Raw genomic sequence first — 17929 nt, 5'->3', positions numbered from 1 at the left:
GCTACGTCGGGCCGGGCGTCGCCGGGAGCGGCTTGCCGTCGGGTTGCAGGCCGAGGTCGGCGGCCCGGATCGCTTCCGCGTTGTGCCCGTCTGTCTGCCGGAGCAGGGTCGCGGCAGCGGCGAGTCCGGCGGCGATGTTCGTCATGCTCTGCTGCAGCGCCGTACCGGCGTCGGCCAGGTTCGCCACCCGGGCGTTGAAGCCGTCGAAGATCGCCCGGCCGGTCTCGTCGTCCCCGCAGGCGGAGCGGACCCCGTCAGCACCGATCGCGTTCAGCGCGGCGGTGAGCGCCGGACCGCCGTCCATCCCGGTCCGGAGCAACCCTTCGGCCGCGCCGTACACCGCCTGCAGATCGACGTCGGTCATGCGAGTCGCTCCACGAGTTCGTCGTACCGTTCGGCGATCTTGCCGGCGATCGCGGTACTGGCTTCGGACAGGGTGGCGAGGATTGCGGCAGCGAGGCCCTGTGGGTCCTGGGTGCGGAAGACGTCCGGGTCGAACTGGAGTTCCCGGACGTCGCCGTGGGCGCCGATCGTGACCTTGATCAGCCGGTCCGGCGAGACCGCGGTCGCGGTGACGGACTCCAGCTCGGTCTGTACGGCGTTCATCGCGGCCAGCGAACGCTCGAGCTCGTTCTGCAGCCCGATCGCGGCCAGTTGCCGGCCGAGTCCGATCTCCGACGGTTCCATGTGAACAGGGTCCGTTCCGGAAGGCGGTCGTGGTCACCCCTTGGCCACAAGGGGTCAGAACCCGTGGCCCGATCGGGCCGGGGCCTACCGTCCGGAACGTGATGACTGTCAGGACGGGCCGCTGGACCGCGGCCGCCGCCGGGGTGTTGCTGGCCGGGTTGCCGACGATGGCGCCCACCGCAGTCGCCGTACCTCCGGCAGGCATGTGCCAGAACGCCGAAGCCGGCGGCACTCCGGTGAGTAAGTTGCCGTGGGCACAGACCTGGCTGGCCCCGGACCGGGTGCCGCCGCAGGTCACCGGCCGCGGCGTGACCGTCGCGGTGATCGACTCCGGCGTGGACGCCGATCATCCCCAACTGAACGGCGCCGTACTGCCCGGCCGCGACCTGCTGACCCCCGGAGACCTCCGCGCGAACTTCGACTGCGTCTCGCACGGTACGGCGGTGGCGAGCATCATCGCCGCGCGGCCGGTCCTCGGGATCGGGTTCCGCGGGATCGCACCGGGCGCGCGGATCCTGCCGATCCGGGTCAGCGAACGGGACGCGAGCGAGCAGACCGGCGAGGCGGTCGACGTCGCGGTGTTCGCCGGCGCGATCCGGTACGCCGCCGACGCCGGCGCGTCGGTGATCAACATCTCGCTGTCGATGTACGCCGACCTGAAACCGGTCCGGGACGCCGTCCGGTACGCCCAGCGGCACAACGCGCTGATCGTCGCCGCGGCCGGCAACGCGCACGCCCAGCAGGGACCGGACCCGGTCACGTACCCGGCCGCGTACCCCGGTGTCGTCGGCGTCGGCGCGATCACGATCGACGGCAACCGGCTGTCGAACTCGCAGGTCGGCTCGTACGTCGACATCTCCGCGCCCGGCGGCGGCGTACTGGCGGCGACCCGGGTCAGCGGCCACCGGTACTACGACGGCACCAGCTTCGCCGCGGCCTTCGTCAGCGGTACGGCGGCCCTCGTCCGCTCGGCCGATCCGCAGCTGTCCGCGAGCGAGGTGGCGAACCGCCTGATCGCCACGGCTACGCCCGCACCCGGTCCGGCGGATCAGTACGGCGCCGGCGTGGTGAACCCGTACCGGGCCGTGCAGGACGTCCTCGCGACGGCGAAGCCCGCGGTACTGCCGCGGGTCCGTCCCGTCAAGGTCGACGCCGCCGCGGAACGACGTACCGCGGCCTGGAACGCCGCGGGGCAGGACGGTCACCGGATCGCCTTGTTCGCGGGCGTTTTCGCAGGGCTGGTGCTGATCGCGGCCTTCGTCGTACCGCTCGGCCGGCGTCGGAGCTGGCGGGCAAGCTGAAGGCCCGGCCCCCTGCGCGGGGGCCGGGCCGGTTTGCGGTACGTCAGACCTGTTCGAGGCCGCGGGCGGCGATGTTGTCGGCCCGCTTCATCCCGATCCACGACTCGTCGAGGGCGTTGCCACGGCGCTGCAGCACCATGTTGATCTCCTCGTTGGCCTGAACCCAGAGCTGCTGCACCTGCTGGAGTTGCGGCGAGCCTTCCTGGCTCCTCCACGCGTCCAGCAGCGACCGCATCGCGGTCTGGAACTGCTCCTGCAGATCGGTCACCTGCTTGTTCGCGGCAACCATGTCGACGGCACCCTGCGCCATCTGGTCGAACGGGTAGTTGAGCATCATGACTGAATCCCTCCCTAGAGGACCGTAGTATCGATGGACACGCCAACGGTCCCGCCGCCGCCACCACCGCCACCGATCGGCGCACCGCCGGCACCCTCGGACCCGAGCCGGCTGAACGCCGCCTGGCTGCTGGCGTCCTCGGCCTCGTAGCCCGTATTCGCCGTGGAGATTCCGTCGGCCATCCGGTGCAGCTTCACGCACAGCTGGTCGACCGCTTCGAGGTGGTTGTGGTGGCCCCGCCAGAAGACGTTCTTGATCTCGCCGTCCATCGGACTCAGGCCGCTCATCGAGTTGTCGAGCACTGTCATCACGGACTTCAACGCGTCGCCGATCCGGGCGGCCTCCGCGGCCGTCTGCACCATCCTGGCGCTTTCGGTCTGCACACCGGCCATGGTGTTTCCTCCTCTGCTGGTTGCCGGCACGTGATCACCGGTCGGTGTCACGCTAGGTCGGTGCCCGCCGGTGGTCCGGCGGGTACCGGTTGCGGCCATCGGATGGCCGGTTGTGCGGCGGCTGCTGGATCACCAGACAGGACCTAAATCCGCCACAGGTCTTCGTCGAGTACGTCGCGCTCGGCCGCGCGGGTGGGGGTACGTTTGCGTTTCCGCTGCGGAGGTACGCCGGCGGCTGCGCGTTGCTCACCGTTCGTGCGTCCCTGCAGGTCGGACTGGACGCCGTTGCGGCGCATCCGTTCGGTCTCGCTCTGCTCGGCCGGGACGTTGAACCCGGGCTTCCGGTTCGCCCCGGCGCCGGACTTGACGTCGCGTACTCCGTTGCCACCGGCCCCCATGCCACCGTTCTGCGGCGGGTACATCGGCGGCGTACTCTGCTGGGTGCCCGTCGAACCGGTCGTCGAGGTACGCCCGGACAGCGCAGGCTCGGTGCCCGCGGAACCGGCGGCGGTCGCGGATTTCTGGACGGGCGTGATGCGTTCCGTCGTACCGGAAACATGCCCGAACGAACTGTTGCCGATAGCACCGACCCCGCCGAGCGACCCGGTCGGGAGGTGGCTGCCGGTCACGGGCGGCAGGGACGAACCCGAATGGAACGTCGGCGCGGTCGTGGTCCCCGCACCACCCGCGAGTGCCGGGTGATCGGTCATCAGCCCGTTGGTCAACGACTTCGCCGGATCCGGGGTGGTCACCGCGGTCGCCGGATCCACCAGACTTTTGGCGTGCTGCGCCAACGTGATCCACTTGTCCAGGCTGTCAGGCACCTTGCCGATCAGGTCGATGCCTTTACCGACGACATCGATGATCTTCCCGGCTTCGTCCACCGGATCCTTGGCGTCGGGCTGCTTGGCATCCGGCTTGGTATCCGTCGGCGCCTTCTCATCAGCCTTCGCCTGCGCCCCACCATCAGCACCGCCACCCCCACCCGCCTTCGCCTTGTCGCCCCCGTTGTCCTGGACCTTCGGGTCGCCTGCCCCCGGCTTGGCAACCTCCGGCCCCAGCCAGTTGTGCTTGCTGAACTCTGCCTGTAGACCGTCGACCGCACCGGACATGACGCCGGACACGATGTTCATCTCCATCGCCGCGCAGAAGGCGGCGCTGTCCGCCGCACTCCTGCCGGCACTGCTCACCGCGCTGTCGGTCGACTTCGCCTTCGTGTTCCCGTCGTTCCACGCATTCAAGTACTGCGCTATCAGCCCGACCGCGCCGTCGAGCACATCTGCGACCTGGTTCAGCCGGTGCGCGACTGTCGTCGCCTGGCCACTCCAGCTCTCGAGAAAGGTGACGCCGGCGGTGACCTCGTCCTTGAACGTCCGGAACGCTTCGGAACCGCTGCTCTGCTGCCAGATGGTGACCTTGTTGAGCGCAGCGCTCAGGTCACCGGACGCCTTGTGCAGCGCAGTACTCGCGTCCGTCCAGTGCTGGGCGTGAGCCCGCCACGGACCGGACTTCTGACTCTCCAGATCCCTGGACATCACGTCGACGTCGGTCCGGCCCTTGTAGGGCCCGTCGCCGAGCAGGAAAAACTCGTTCATCTCGTCATCCTTGGGGCTTCGCCGGGTCGGGGGGACCAGTCGGTTGCGCGGGTACCGGCGGCTCCGCGTCCGAGTTGCGGTTTGCCAGCAGCGTCGCGTGTTCGCCGTCCCAGACCTTCTTCAGCGCGTCGGCATTGACGTTGTCGACATCGCCGAACTGCTGGACGATGTCGCGCGAGAGCTGCTCGAACGCCTGCAGGCCCCGGCGCGCCCGATCGAGGTAGAACTCGGCCGCGTTCGACATCGCGCCGTACTTGGCCGCAGCCGTGTCGCTTCCGAGGACACCGCCGCGCAGGTCGCCGCCGTCGTCGTCCGCGAAGCCGGGGACGACGACCGCACCGGCGTCGGCGCTGAACTTGGACAGCTCGGCAGAGGAGAACTTCAGGTCGCTCATCAGGCTCCGTTCGGGTCGGCGGGTTCGACGAGTTGGATGAGTTGGCTGTCGCCGCGGCGGCCGGCGAGGCGGCCGCGGCCCGGTGGCAGGGTTTCGGGTTTGGTGGTGCCGAGTAGGGGGCCTTCGGAGCGGTCGCCGCTGAGGAGCAGGCCGGGGGTTCCGAGGTCGCGGAGGCGGGCGATCAGGGGTTCGAAGATCGCGCGGCCGGCGCCGCCGCTGCGGCGGGTGACGATCAGGTGCAGGCCGATGTCGCGGCCGTGGGCCAGGTAGTCGATGAGGCCGGCCAGCGGGTTGCTGGTCTGGCCGACGACCAGGTCGTAGTCGTCCACCAGGACGTGGATCTGCGGGCCGGTCCATTCGCCGGACTGCCGGCGTTCGAGCACCGGGATCAGGTCGGCGACCATCGCCTCGACGCCGCGCGGCTCCGAGAACGCACCCATGACGTGCTCACCGGTGATGCCGAGCGTCCGCCGGTAGTCGACCAGGATGATCCGCGCCTCGTCCGGCCGGTACCGCTCGACGAGCGATCGCCCGATCCAGCGCAGGAACCCGGTCTTCCCGGACTCCGTGTCGCCGAAGAGCAGGAAGTGCGGGTCGGCCTCGAGGTCGATGGACACCGGTCCGAGATCACGTTCGGCCAGCCCGACCGGCAGCCCCTGCACGGGTTTCCTCCGCAGTACGGCGGCCAGCTCCTCCTCGTGCAGGTGTAGCGGCAGGAGCCGCACACGCGGCGCACCCGACACCGGCCAGGCTGCCGCGAGCTGCGGGCCGAGGTCGGCGTCCGGTGTGGCCACGACGAAGTGCTGCGCCTTGTCGGCGAGACCGCGACCGGGCTTGTCGGCCGGCACGCTCATCGCCGCCCGCCGGTCGACCACCGAGTCGGACGGGTCGCCCAGCCGCAGCTCGATCCGCGTCCCGAACAGGTCGCGGATCGTGCCGCGCAGGTCGAACCAGCGCGAACAGGTCGCGACCACGTGCACGCCGTACGCCAGACCTCGCCCGGCGATCTCGCTGAGCGTCGCCTCGAGGTCCTCGAAGTCGGACCGCAGTACCGACCACCCGTCGATCACCAGGAACACGTCGCCCCACGGGTCGTCGGTGAACTCCCCCGCCACCTTCCGTTGCCGGTACGACGTCATGCCCTCGATGCCGTGGTCAGCGAAGTACCGCTCCCGATGGACGAGGAGCTGCTGTACTTCGGCGACCGTCCGGCGTACAGCGCCGACGTCCAAACGGGACGCGACGCCGCCCACGTGCGGCAGCTCCCGGAGCCCAGCGAGCGAGCCGCCACCGAAGTCCAGGCAGTAGAACTGCACCTCCCGCGGCGTGTGCGTCAGCGCGAGCGCCGACACGAGCGTGCGGATCGCCGTACTCTTGCCGCTGCGCGGACCACCGACCACAACCGCGTGACCGGCCCCGGCCGCGAGGTCCACGACGAGCGGGTCGCGCCGTTGCTCCAACGGCTTGTCCACCAGGCCGATCGGCACGCGCAGGGTCCCCTGTGCTCCGGCCGCCGCAACGGTGAGCCCGCGGTCCGGGTCGACGGTCAGCGCCGGCAGCAGGCTGGTGAGCGGCGGCGGGTCGTCGAGCGGCGGCAGCCAGATCTGGTGGGCCGGTTTGCCCTTGTTCTCCAGGCGATCCACCAGGATGTCGAGCAGCTTCTCGCCCACCCCGTCCTCTTCCGGCTGCTCCTGAACCTCGGTCGCCGGCATCGACACGTATGCACTGGTGTACTCCGCGACGTCGTCCGCGACCTCATTGGAAACCGAGTGAGCTGCCGCCCGGTGCACACCGGACACGTAGGCCGACCGGAAGCGCACAAGCGTCTCCGTACCGATCTGCAGGAACCCGTGGCCCGGCGCGCGCGGCAGCTCGTACGCATCCGGCATGCCGAGCACCACCCGGCTGTCCATCGCGGAGAACGTCCGCAGACCGATCCGGTACGACAGGTGGGCGTCCAGCCCGCGCAGCCGGCCCTCTTCCAGTTTCTGGCTGGCCAGCAGCAGATGTACGCCGAGAGCGCGGCCCAGGCGACCGATCTGGTTGAACATGTCGATGAAGTCGGGTTTTGCCGACAAGAGCTCGGAGAACTCGTCGCAGATCACCAGCAGCGTCGGGACCTCCGGCAGGTCGGCTCCTGCTGCTCTGGCGAGCTCGTACTCGCGGACCGACTCGTAGTTGCCGGCTCGCCGCAGCAGCTCCTGCCGGCGAATCAGTTCGCCACCGATCGCGTCGGACATCCGGTCGACGAGTGCCAGCTCCTCGCTGAGGTTGGTGATCACCGCACTGGTGTGAGGCAGCCTGTCCAGCTTGGTGAACGTGGCACCGCCCTTGAAGTCCACCAGCGCGAAGTTGAGGCTGTCGGACGAGTGGGTGGCGGCCAATGCGAGTACCAGCGTCCGCAGCAACTCGCTCTTGCCAGAACCTGTCGCACCGATCAGGAGCCCGTGCGGTCCCATACCGTCCTGCGCGGACTCCTTCAGGTCGAGCTCTACCGGCGTACCGTCCGCCGTGACGCCAAAGCGGACCCGCAGCCGGTCCCGGTTCGGCCTGGGTCCCCAGTGCCGTGCGGGGTTGAACTTGTACGGGTCTCCCAGCCCTAGGAGGTCCGTGAGGCCGAACACCGAGGCGAAGCTCTCCTCGCCGTCGCCTACCTTCGAGAGCCGCAACGGCGCGAGTAGTCGCGCGAGAGCCTCAGCGTCCTGGATGGTGAAGCCGTCCACCGTACCGACGTCAGAGTCGCCGTCCATGGTGACGCTGGTCAGTGCGCCGTCGTCAGCGACGTCAAGCAACACGCTGGATCTGTCGAGCAGCCTGGGCGGCTGGGTAGTCAGGTCGATGACGCTCACGCCCTCTACGCCGTTGCCGGTCATCAGGTGGTCAGAGCCGAGTACGTCCCCGCCGTCGATCAGTACGACGATGTGCGGCCCGTCAACGCGGCTCGTGGCCGCCGGGTCGAACCGAGGGCGCTGTGCGAGCAGATCGCCCAGTACGGACTCCAGGTCCGGAACGCTCTTGCTGATCAGGCGGATCGGACCTAGGGCATCAGACTTGTCCGGGTGGTGCGCATGCGGTAGCCACTTCAGCCACTCCCAGTCCGCTCTGGTCTCCGGAGCGATGACAGCCGCGATCAGGAGGTCATCCGGTGAGTGGAACGTGGCCAACTGCGCTACCAGCGCACGGGCCAAGCTACGAGCACGGTCAGGCTCACCGTCGACGTACACGCGGGCAAAACCACGGAGGGCCATCGCTACCGGCAGCCCGGGCACGGAGGAGTACGTCGTGATGAAACGGCGCAGTGCACCGGCTGACAGCGGCTCCAGCTCCTCCAGCGGGACCGTGTCGGGTGGAGCGACCGGTGTGGCCAGTGGTTGTACCCCTGTGCCAACCCGGACGATGGCGAAGTCAGGATCGTTGCGGCGACGCTCCCAGAGCCGATAGCTCTCCACCAGCGTCCAGAGCTGCGTCGGGTCCGGATGTAGGTACGACAGCGCAGTACGTTGCAGTACGACGGCCCGCCGGGCCCGGATGCGCTGCTGGGACAGGTGTCTGAGGTACCCGCGCCGCGCCCGCGCCATCTCCCGGCGTGGAGCGCCCTGGCCGGCGAACGCGACCGCGGCCATGCCCAGCGCCGACAAGCCGAACAGCCCGCCGACGATGTAGCTCGTCCGGCCGCCACCGCCGAGCGTCGAGTACATCAACGCCATCGCGCCGCCGCCGGCGAGCATCGGCACCATCATCACGTACTGCGACAACTGCTTGCTCGCCGGACGCGGCAGCGCCGGCGGCGGGTCGAGGGTGACGTCGCCGCTCGGCAACGCGGGACCCTCGCGCCGCGGTGGTCTGCTGACGATGACTGTCGACATGTTCCAGGACGCTAGGCGCCGGAACCGCGGTACAGGGGACGGCGGCCACTAGCGGACTGTCCACAAGCTGCAAGCACCAGGAACTGCCGTTGTGTGCGTGTCACGGTGACGGACGTGAGCATTCGCGGACTGGTCAAGGTCACCATCGACGCACCCGAACGCCGCATCGACCTGGCGCTGCCGGAGCGGTCGACGGTGGCCGAGGTGCTGCCCGGAATCCTCCGGCACGCCGGCGACGACCTCGCCGACTTCGGCGCACTGCAAGGCGGCTGGGTACTGCGCCGTCCCGACGGCGAGGCCCTGGAGACACACCTGGACCTGGCCGGTCAGGGCGTCCGCGACGGGGAGATCCTGCACCTCGCTCCGGCCCACCAGCACTGGCCGGAGCTGGAGTACGACGACCTCGTGGACGCGATCGCCACCGACGCGCGGTCCGGCGGGCGCGCGTGGACGCCTGTAGCGAGCCGCTGGTGCGGACTGATCGCCGCTACGGCCGCACTGCTGACGTGCTTGATCCTGATGCACAGCACGTCCTTCGCCTTTGCGGTCGCGGTCGTGCTGATGGCGGTCGGGGTCCTGCTGTCGCGTGCTGTTGGCGACGCGGCCGCCGCTGCCATGACAGGTGCGGTCTCACTGGTGTTCGCTGTTGCGGGCGGGGCGCTGTCCATCCGGTTGTCAGAGTTCGGCGCACCGCAGCTGACTGCGGGCGGCGCCGCACTCCTCTTGTTCGGGCTGCTCGGATACGTCGGCATCGCTCGCCATACCGCGGTCTTCGCGGCTGCTGTCACCACGGGTGTGCTCGCACTCGTTGCGGGCTGGCTAGGTGGTGCGTTGGACGGTACGCGGTCAGCGGCCGTAGTCGGGTCCATAGCGGTCGCACTGATCCCAGTAGCCGCACCGCTGGCCATGCGGATCGGCCGGCTCCCCAAGCCCGTTCTGCCTACCAGTACTGCGGACCTGTTGGCTGACGCGCCACAACCACCTCGCCGCTTGGTGCACGCCGCAGTACTGCGGTCTGCTGCGCTCTACACGGGCATCCTCGCCGGACTGGCTGTTGGACTCGCCTCCTGCTTGTACGTGCTGGCACGGTCAACGTCGACGCCTGGACGCTTGCTGGTGGTACTGGTCGTCGGCATTTGCCTGCTACGGGCACGGCTGCTGCCAGTGGTGGCGCATCGCGTGAGTCTTGTCGTCGCTGGTCTCGTCGGACTCGGCTGCTTGCTGGTGCAGTCGCCGTACACCCTGCTGGTGTTTGCTGCAGTGGCTGCCTTCCTCGGGCTCTGGTACGCGCGGCACCGACCAGGGGCGTACCTGGCCAGGTACGCAGAGCTGGCCGAGGTCGTACTGGTGCTGCTTGTCGTGCCGATCGTGCTGTGGGTGCTCGGGCTGTACTCGTACGTCCGTGGGCTGGGTGGGTGACCGATGGCATCCAAGCGGGATCAGCTGCAGTCACACCAGTTCGTCAAGCAGCGGATGACCCATGCGTTGCTGCTGCGCGAGACGGACCCGGAGTACCCGCCGTTCCGCCGCGGCATCGTGGCCATGCTCGTCGGTATCGGGCTCGCCGTACTGGTGCTGGTCGGCTCAGGCGTCTACGGGCAGCTCTCACCGGGCGGGAAGACCTCGTGGAAGTCCGGAGATCACGTGATCGTGGAGAAGGAGACAGGCACCCGGTACGTGTACCGCGACGGGGTCCTCTATCCGGCTGCGAACTACGTGTCCGCGTTGCTGCTGGCGAACAAGTACAGCGCGCCGCTGATGGTGTCGGCCAAGTCCTTGCTCGGTGTTCCGCGCGGCCAGCGGGTAGGGATCGCGGACGCGCCGGACTCGTTGCCCGACAAGGGACGACTGCTCGGCGACGGCTGGTCGATGTGCGCCAAGCCCGGAGCCGACTCGTCGGGCAGCCCCATCGTCCAGTCCGTTCTTCTCGTCGGAACCGAGCAGGGGGGTGCAACGGCGGACTCCTTGCTCGTTTTCGGACCAGGGGGCCGCCGGTACCTGATCTGGCACGGCTACCGGCACCTGATCCAGCAGCAGGCCACAGTCGCGGCAGCACTCGCTCTGAACGACGAGGCCTGGCTGCAGGTACCAGCCGTCTGGCTGGACCTCATCCCCTCGGGCCCACCGCTCGGCCCGATCTCCGTACCCGGTGCGGGCACCCCGTCGGCGCTCCTACGACCAGGCCGCGTCGGGACGCTGTACGTCGTACAGACGTCGACCGGACAGGGACAGTACTACCTGCTGCAGCGGGACCGGCTGGTCGCGATCACCTCGTTGCAGTACGACGTACAGCGGACTGCTCCCGCGACACGTGCGGCGTACCCGGGTGCTGTGCCGGAGGCCGTTTCGCTGGATCCGGCTGTGGTGGCGCAGGTGTCCGGCGGTGTGGGTACTACGACCTCCGACTCCGCCCTGCCGGCGACCAGGCCGACGTTCGCGCGGCCGGACTCGTCCGGGGTGTCGGTGTGTGCGGTGTTCTCCAACGGCCAGTTCCGGCCGCGGTTCACGCTGGCTGGTTCGCTGCCGTCAGGGAGTGATGCCGGTGTGACAGCGGGACGCGATCCGAGCGGACTGCCGCTGGCTGACGTGGTCGTCGTACCGCCGGGCCACGGAGCCGTCGTGGAGTCGATGGCTTCACCTGCACAACCGGCCGGGTCGGGGGCGCTGTCGTTCGTGAGTGATCTCGGACGGCGGTACCAGCTGGCCGGCCGCGAAGTACTGGGTGTCCTCGGCTACGACCAGCCGCCGGTGGTGCGGCTGCCTGCCGAGCTGATCAGCCGGATGCCCGCAGGCCACGCGCTCGACCCGTCCGCGGCGACGTACCCGATCGGCCCTTGATCCCATCAACCCAGGAGGAAGCATGGATATCGGCACACTGACCTGCGTGCCCGACGAGTTGCGCCAGTTCGCGGCCCTGGCACCGCTGGCCACGGTCACACCGGTGTCCGGCACGGTCCAGGCGACGCCGCCGCTGGCGGGGCCGATGCCGGAGAGCGCGACCGTGGAGGCGCACGTCCGGTTCTGCGTCGAGCACACCGGCACAGTCACGCTGCAGGCGACCAACGGCATCGCCTCACTGATCGACGCCGCGCTGTCGATCGCGAGTCGTTTCGAGTCCGCCGACCAGGCCAACGCGACCGTGCACCGGGCGCTGGCCGACGAGCTCCGGGCCTGATCGGGGATGGCGATGGGTGCGTACTTCGGGATGGAACTGAACACGATGGCGGCGATGCTCTACGGGCAGCGCGCCGAACCCTGGCACGCGGGTGCCGACATGTGGGGCTCGGCCTGTCAGCAGCTGCTCGCCACCCACGGCGACCTCGGCGCCGCGAACGCCGCCATCACCACCTGGCCGCTCAGCATCGGCTCGGTGTCGCAGCTGGCGTTCAACGGGCAGGTGATCGGCAGCCTGGCCTCGCTCGGCGAGTGGGCCGCCTACACCGGTGCGATGTCCGCCGCACTTCGACTCGGCGGTACGGCGCTGAACGCGGCGCAGGCGGTGATGCCGGCGCTGCAGAGCGGGTACGACACCGCGGTCTCGCTGAGCGCCGTACCGATCATCGGCCCGTTCGCCGCGCAGGTCGCGGTCGGGCTGCAGCAGGTCGGCGCCGGGATGATGGAGGCGGTCGGCGTGGTCATGCAGGCCCCGACCGCGGTGCCGCCGCCGGCTCAGGGCTGGCAGGGGCCGGGGGCTGACGCTGCGCCGGCGCCCGCGTCACCGGTTCCCGCCGTACCGGCGACCGATGTGCTCGACGCGACGGAGAAGTTGTTCAGCACGATGGACAAGGGCGTCAGCCTGCTGACGACGATCACCGGGCTCATGCAGTCGGGCGGCAGCCTCGGGGGTACGCAGGGGGCGACGACCAAGCTGCCGCAGTTCAAGAACCTGCCCGGGACGCTCATCCACTCGGACTTGCCGACGCTGGCGGGTGGGACGACCACGCCGCCGACCACTCTGCCGGAGCCGATCGGGGCGTCCGCGATCACCTCGGCCGGGGCAACTCTGTCGGGCGGGATGCCCGCGGCGGCGCTGGCCGGGTCGCTCGGGGCGCTGACCAGCTCGGCGGCGTCCGCTACGCCGGGCGGCCTGGGTTCGGCGGGTGCGCGGATCGCGGCCGGGACAGAGCCAGCGCTGGCCGGCGGTACGGCGCGTGCTGCCACGACGGCGGCGAAGGCGATGCCGACGATCGCACCGCCGATGTCGGGCGGCGGCGGGGGCGGCGGGTCGAACGAGAGCCGCTCCGGGAACCGCAAGCGCAGCTCTGCGGAGACCCTGCGCCGTAGGGGTGTCCAGTCCGACCTCCAGGGCCGTACGGCGCGGGAGGCACCCGAACAGTTCACCCTGCCACCGGCCCGCCGCCGTACCGCTGCCGGCCCGGTCCTGGACGACGAGCTCTTCACATGACGACCACTCCGACATCGGCCCCGCAGGTAGCGGCCGCGGTTGTGCCCGCGGTCGCCGGTGCGGTCACGAGTACGGTGGCGCCGCCGCGGGCTGTACCGGCGCCACCACCAGTCCGGGCCACCGCCGCACGGCCGGCACCTCATGCGCCCGTGGCACCGGTGGTTGCTGCTGCGGCGCCTGCACCGGCTGCTGCGCCTCCAGCCGAGGTACGGCGGACGCCGCGCGTGCGGGTGGGTCAGGTGGTCAGCTGGCAGCTCGCGGCAGGGGTGGTCGCTGCAGCGGTCGGCCGGGGCTGGGTGAGTGCGGTTGTCGCCGCACTGGTCGGGCTGGTCGTCGTCGTACTGACGGCGAGCTGGCGGCGCGGGCTGTGGTCCTACCAGTGGCTGTACCTCGCCGGCGCGTACCTGGTGCGCGGTCCCCGGTTCCACGGGATGGACGGGGCACGGGGTGAGCTCGAGGACGGGGCGGGCACCATCGTCCGGTCCGACGGACTCACGGTGCTGCTGGAGACCGACGTACCCCCGGAGGTGACCCCGGCGGAGCTGCTGGACGAGAGCACCGGCCTCCGGCTCAAGCTGCTGCGTCGGCCGGGCCGGGCCTGGATCGCACTGACCGCGCTGCGCTCTGCGGACCGCCCGCAGGACACCGAGCTGGAGCTGCTGCTGACCAACACGGTCCGCCGGCTGACCAGGCGGTTGCGCCGCCGCAACTTCCGGGCTGTACCACTCGACCCGTCCGAGCTGACCGAGGTACTCGGCGCGCTTACCCCTGAACAGCTCACCGAGGAGTGGGACGCGCTGGTTGTCGGCCCTGGGCACTTCCGGATGTACGCCGTGCCTCCGAACCTCGCTCTGCAACAACCAGGCGCGGTCGCTGTCAGCACGTTCAGCGACCTGGACCATGCGCTGGTACTGGCTCCCGCGGACGCTCCAGTGGCGCCGAACGCGGTACCGCAGACCGGCCGGCACAGGTCTGCTTTTGTGGCTGCTCTGCCCTGATACAGGCGGCCGCTGGACAGCGGCTGTATCGGCTGTATCAGGCGTGGACAGCCGCAAGATTCCCGCTGGATGACGGCCCGGGATGGTTCTGGTGTTCGCCATCGAGTCCGTCCGACTCACCGAATCCAGCGAGGTGTCCCGTGTCCCAGTCAGAGCCTGTCGAAGGCGCTTCGTACCCCCGTGCGGTCCGCTACCCGCGTGCCGTGCCCACCACTCCGCAGCTCCGCAGCACCGGACTGCGACTCGCCCATCTGGGCGTCGACGCGACCGCCGAGCGCACGTACCTGATGGTGCTCGAACGGCCGTCCTGGACCGCCGCCGAACTCGCCGAGCGGCTCGGCCTCGACGAGGAATCCACCCACGAGGTCATCCGGCACCTGACCGCTCTCGGCCTGCTGACCCGGGACAGTACAGGTGCCGTGGTCCGCCCGCTCAACCCGCGGCTCAGCCTGACCGCCCTGCTCGCCGAACGCGAGGCCGACCTGGCGCGGGTCACCCGTGACCTGGAACGCAGCCGGGTGGCCGCGGCCGAGATCGCCGGCGAGTTCGCCCGCCGGCACCCGGCGCCACTTGGCGACAGCAACGGCGCCTTGGACTGGGCAGGCAGCCCGGCCGCCGCGCAGCGCACCATCGAGGGCCTGCTCAAGTCGGCCTCCGGTGAGGTGCTGGTGAGTACGCCGGCCACGGCCGGCCTCGCAGACCCGATCGCGGGTCTCCGTGAGCTCGGTACGGGTGTCCTGGCCCCGCCGGTGCGCTACCGCATCCTCGTACCGGACGCTGCCCGCACCGACCCCATGCTGGCGCGCCGGCTGCAACAGCTGACCCGCAACGGGGCCCAGGTCCGTACGGCGACCACGGTCCCGCTCTGCGCGATGATCGTCGACACAGCGACCGTCGCGCTCCCCGCTGACCGCACTGGTCGCGGAGCGGTCAGCATCCTCCGGCTGGCAGCTGCTGTCGGCGCCGTGACCGAACTGTTCGAGCGGGTCTGGCACGCGGCCACCCCGCTCCGCCAGCCGACCGGCCTGGGCGACGCGTCCGGGCTGACCGTCCGCGAACGTGAGGTGCTGTCGCTGCTCAGCGACGGCGGCACCGACGCCTCTGCCGCCGCACAGCTCGGCGTCTCGGTCCGGACCGTACGCCGGATGGTGTCGGAGATGATGGCCCGCCTCGGCGCGCAGAGCAGGTTCCAGGCCGGGCTGAAGGCGTCCGAGCGCGGCTGGCTGGGGACGCGATGAGCCGCACGCTGCTGGTGTCGCCGGACCGGCCCGGGGCGTACCCGAGCATCGGGGCCGCCGTACTGGACGCACCCGACGACGCGGTCATCTCGATCGCGCCAGGCGTCTACCTGGAGACCATCGATCTGGCCGACCGGTCGGTGACGCTGACCGCGGACGGCGACGACGTGGTCATCGACGCCACGACCGCGCCGGCGCCCGTACTGCGTGCGTCCGGCGGCCGGCTGACGCTCCGGGACGTGACGATCCGCGCGGGCGACGCACCGGCGATCCAGCTGGACGGCGGGACGCTCCGAGCCGAACGGTGTGTCCTGTCGGCCGGCTTCGGTCCCGTCGTACAGGTCACCGGTCCGGCTGAGGTAGCGGTGTCGCACTGCCAGGTGAGCGGCGGCGAGCACGGCCTGGTGCTGGAGGACTGCACGGCGAAGGTCGAACACACCAAGGTGACCGGCGTGTCCGCCGACGGCGTCATCGTCCGGCTCGGCGCGACCGTCGTACTGCACGACTGCCAGATCACCGACTGCGGCCGCCGCGGCGTCTACGCGTACCAGTACGGCCGCCCGACCATCGACACCTGCGAGGTCTCGGGTACGTCGGAAGCGGGCATCCTGATCGCTTACGACTCCACCGCGGTACTGCGGCACACGGTGGTCCGCGACGCAGCCGGACCGGCTGTCGCGTACGGGAGGCGGTGCCGCGGTGAGGTGGTGTCCTGCCGCTGGGAGAACACAGCAGAGCCCGCACTGGAGCTGGCCGAGCCTGAGCTGGTCTCGGTGACGGCTGCTGAGCAGCTGGACTCCCGAATGACCACCGACGAGCCCACTGGGGCGGACGTGGAGTCCCTGCTCGCCGAGCTGGATGCCATGGTCGGTCTGGCGGGTGTCAAGGACGAGGTACGGAGCCTGATCGACGAGATCCAGGTCAACGAGTGGCGCCGGCGGGCCGGGCTGCCGATTGGCAGTCTGAGCCACCACCTGGTGTTCGCGGGCGCTCCTGGTACCGGCAAGACGACCGTGGCCCGCATCTACGGCAAGCTGCTCGCTGCGCTCGGCGTGCTGCCGAAAGGCCAGTTCAACGAGGTCGCCCGGCGGGACCTGGTGGGTCAGTACCTCGGTCACACGGCCGAGAAGACCACGATGGTGTTCGAGGGTGCGACCGGCGGCGTGCTGTTCGTCGACGAGGCGTACACGCTGTCCCGGGGCCGGTGCCGAGAACGACAGCTTCGGCCAGGAAGCGATCGACACCCTGGTGAAGCTGATGGAGGACCACCGCGACGAGGCGGCGGTGATCGTGGCCGGGTACAGCGACGAGATGCTGCGGTTCATGGACGCCAACCCGGGTCTCGCGTCCCGGTTCTCGAAGACCATCGACTTCGAGAACTACTCCCCCGACGAGCTCACGCTGATCGTGCAGCGGATGGTCGCCGCCCAGGAGTACGACCTGGACGACGGCGCCGAGCCCCTCCTGCACCGGCACTTCGCCGTCGTCTCACAGGCCGCCAACTTCGGTAACGCCCGCGACGCCCGCCGGCTGTTCGACCGTGTCCGCAAGGCACAGTCACAACGGCTACGGCGACTGGGCGGGATGCCAGGCCTCAGCGAACTGCGTAGGCTCCGCCTGGACGACGTGACCGCCGCCGTCTCATGACACCGGGTCGAGAACCGCGACGAAGTCCGACAGCAACGCGGAGACCCCGTCGAGTACGACGTCGAGCTGTGGCCGCTCGCCGATGGTGCCCAGCACTTCACAATGCGCCCACAGCGAGGGAGCCACCCAGCCCCACTGCCACAGCTCGTACGTCGTCGCAGGAACTACCGCCAGCGGCTCCAGGCCCGGTAGGCCGATGGCGAACTGCTGCGGGTCGTCGGGACGGTTGCCGAGCCCGATGAACAACGGCAGCAACCTGTACTGCTGAGCGAAGGCAGTCACGTCGTCGACCTGCACTACGAGCCCGCGACGCAGCAGCTCGTCCAGGTGCTGCCCGGCGTCCTCGATGTCGGCGTCGGCGCACACGGCGAGCACCTCGTCCAGGTCGGCGGACTGGTGTGCGCAGACCCAGACACCGAACTCCGCTTCGCTCAACTGCTCCGCCGTACCGCCAACGCGGACTACGTACTGGTCGCTGGCCCGCGGACCGGCGCCGTGGCCGACAGGGAAGATCACGGCTGCTCCTCCGTCGCCAGGTCGAGGCAGGCGGCACTCGGTGCCAGCAGCGCGTGCAGCGAGGCCAGTACGGCGGACAGCTCGGCGTCGTGGGCCTTGCACGCAACCAGGAGATTGGGAGACAGGTGACCGGACAGCCAGAGGTCGTAGAGCGTACGGGTCATCCCAGCCAGCGGGAACTCCGTCGTACCCGATCTGAACACAGCAGTGATCTCCGGCGTGTTCCCGAGGCCCAAGTGCAGCGGCAGCAGCCTGTGACGTGCTGCGAAGTCCGCCAGGCTGTCCAGGTCCACCTCGGCCAGCAGGTGCCTGGCCAGCAGTTGATCGATGCTGTCCGGGATCTCGCTGCCGGCCAGCAGCTCGACGATCCGGTTCCGGTCCCAGCGGCTTCGGTCGTCGGCCAGACCGTGCGCCAGCGACCAGACCGCGAACTCCTCGTCGGTCAACCCCACGATCTCACCACCGAGCCGCACCTGCTGGACATGGCTGTCCGTTGCGCTGGCGTAGTACGTCCCGAGGCAATGGCCGATCGGGAACATCAACGTGGTCATGC

The 17929-nt window shown here is 69.9% G+C and carries 18 protein-coding genes; 9 read left to right on the top strand and 9 right to left on the bottom strand.

Features of this window, described 5'->3' with window-relative positions:
* Window position 1 precedes the first annotated feature (1 nt).
* Window positions 2–364, bottom strand: coding sequence for a hypothetical protein (locus tag JOF29_RS28150; protein WP_209697435.1), 363 nt, complete (start codon window positions 362–364; stop codon window positions 2–4).
* Window positions 361–687: a YbaB/EbfC family nucleoid-associated protein gene (locus tag JOF29_RS28145; RefSeq protein WP_209697434.1), complete on the bottom strand. Its 327-nt coding sequence runs from the start codon at window positions 685–687 to the stop codon at window positions 361–363. Before JOF29_RS28145 ends, JOF29_RS28150 begins: the two co-directional genes overlap by 4 nt.
* 101 nt (window positions 688–788) lie before the next feature.
* Here JOF29_RS28145 and mycP point away from each other — a divergent pair, with 101 nt between their 5' ends.
* The gene (gene mycP / locus JOF29_RS28140) at window positions 789–1988 is read left to right on the top strand and encodes a type VII secretion-associated serine protease mycosin (protein WP_245360546.1); all 1200 of its coding nucleotides are present in this window, start codon (window positions 789–791) and stop codon (window positions 1986–1988) included.
* A 43-nt stretch (window positions 1989–2031) separates the two neighbouring features.
* Here mycP and JOF29_RS28135 read toward each other — a convergent pair whose 3' ends face one another.
* The 5 genes from JOF29_RS28135 to eccCa form a co-directional block, all read right to left on the bottom strand.
* Window positions 2032–2325 carry a hypothetical protein gene (locus tag JOF29_RS28135; RefSeq protein WP_209697433.1) on the bottom strand — a complete coding sequence of 98 codons (294 nt, stop codon included), beginning with the start codon at window positions 2323–2325 and terminating at the stop codon, window positions 2032–2034.
* Window positions 2326–2339: 14 nt separating this feature from the next.
* A complete protein-coding gene (locus JOF29_RS28130; RefSeq protein WP_209697432.1) occupies window positions 2340–2717 on the bottom strand; it encodes a hypothetical protein in 378 nt (125 codons plus the stop codon).
* Window positions 2718–2860: 143 nt separating this feature from the next.
* Entirely contained in the window at window positions 2861–4312 is a 1452-nt protein-coding gene (locus JOF29_RS28125; RefSeq protein WP_209697431.1) for a hypothetical protein, read from the bottom strand.
* Between the two features lie 4 nt (window positions 4313–4316).
* A complete protein-coding gene (locus tag JOF29_RS28120; protein WP_209697430.1) occupies window positions 4317–4706 on the bottom strand; it encodes a hypothetical protein in 390 nt (129 codons plus the stop codon).
* Window positions 4706–8572, bottom strand: a complete 3867-nt coding sequence (gene eccCa / locus JOF29_RS28115; RefSeq protein WP_209697429.1) for a type VII secretion protein EccCa — start codon at window positions 8570–8572, stop codon at window positions 4706–4708. Before eccCa ends, JOF29_RS28120 begins: the two co-directional genes overlap by 1 nt.
* 114 nt (window positions 8573–8686) lie before the next feature.
* Here eccCa and eccD point away from each other — a divergent pair, with 114 nt between their 5' ends.
* The 8 genes from eccD to JOF29_RS43665 all read left to right on the top strand — a co-directional run bounded on the left by eccD (window position 8687) and on the right by JOF29_RS43665 (window position 16860).
* Window positions 8687–9991, top strand: coding sequence for a type VII secretion integral membrane protein EccD (gene eccD, locus JOF29_RS28110; RefSeq protein ID WP_209697428.1), 1305 nt, complete (start codon window positions 8687–8689; stop codon window positions 9989–9991).
* 3 nt (window positions 9992–9994) lie between these two features.
* Window positions 9995–11410, top strand: coding sequence for a type VII secretion protein EccB (gene eccB, locus JOF29_RS28105; protein WP_209697427.1), 1416 nt, complete (start codon window positions 9995–9997; stop codon window positions 11408–11410).
* A gap of 22 nt (window positions 11411–11432) precedes the next feature.
* Window positions 11433–11747 (top strand): hypothetical protein, encoded by a 315-nt coding sequence (locus tag JOF29_RS28100; RefSeq protein WP_209697426.1) that lies wholly within the window; start codon window positions 11433–11435, stop codon window positions 11745–11747.
* A 12-nt stretch (window positions 11748–11759) separates the two neighbouring features.
* Window positions 11760–12977, top strand: a complete 1218-nt coding sequence (locus JOF29_RS28095; RefSeq protein ID WP_209697425.1) for a hypothetical protein — start codon at window positions 11760–11762, stop codon at window positions 12975–12977.
* Window positions 12974–13975: a type VII secretion protein EccE gene (locus JOF29_RS28090; protein WP_209697424.1), complete on the top strand. Its 1002-nt coding sequence runs from the start codon at window positions 12974–12976 to the stop codon at window positions 13973–13975. The genes JOF29_RS28095 and JOF29_RS28090 overlap by 4 nt, the downstream gene beginning before the upstream one ends.
* Window positions 13976–14178: 203 nt before the next feature.
* The gene (locus tag JOF29_RS45575) at window positions 14179–15213 is read left to right on the top strand and encodes a helix-turn-helix transcriptional regulator (protein WP_209697423.1); all 1035 of its coding nucleotides are present in this window, start codon (window positions 14179–14181) and stop codon (window positions 15211–15213) included.
* Window positions 15210–16724, top strand: a complete 1515-nt coding sequence (locus tag JOF29_RS28080) for a right-handed parallel beta-helix repeat-containing protein (RefSeq protein ID WP_245359524.1) — start codon at window positions 15210–15212, stop codon at window positions 16722–16724. Before JOF29_RS45575 ends, JOF29_RS28080 begins: the two co-directional genes overlap by 4 nt.
* A complete protein-coding gene (locus tag JOF29_RS43665) occupies window positions 16630–16860 on the top strand; it encodes a hypothetical protein (RefSeq protein WP_245359521.1) in 231 nt (76 codons plus the stop codon). The genes JOF29_RS28080 and JOF29_RS43665 overlap by 95 nt, the downstream gene beginning before the upstream one ends.
* Here JOF29_RS43665 and JOF29_RS28075 read toward each other — a convergent pair.
* Window positions 16855–17376 carry a hypothetical protein gene (locus tag JOF29_RS28075; RefSeq protein WP_209697422.1) on the bottom strand — a complete coding sequence of 174 codons (522 nt, stop codon included), beginning with the start codon at window positions 17374–17376 and terminating at the stop codon, window positions 16855–16857. The two genes, JOF29_RS43665 and JOF29_RS28075, sit on opposite strands and share 6 nt — an antisense overlap.
* Window positions 17373–17927: a hypothetical protein gene (locus tag JOF29_RS28070; protein ID WP_209697421.1), complete on the bottom strand. Its 555-nt coding sequence runs from the start codon at window positions 17925–17927 to the stop codon at window positions 17373–17375. The genes JOF29_RS28075 and JOF29_RS28070 overlap by 4 nt, the downstream gene beginning before the upstream one ends.
* Window positions 17928–17929: the final 2 nt, after the last annotated feature.

The organism is Kribbella aluminosa, assembly GCF_017876295.1.
GTDB lineage: Bacteria > Actinomycetota > Actinomycetes > Propionibacteriales > Kribbellaceae > Kribbella > Kribbella aluminosa.
The sequence above is the reverse complement of the archived record's forward strand: the minus strand, read 5'-3'. Positions and strand labels throughout refer to the sequence as shown.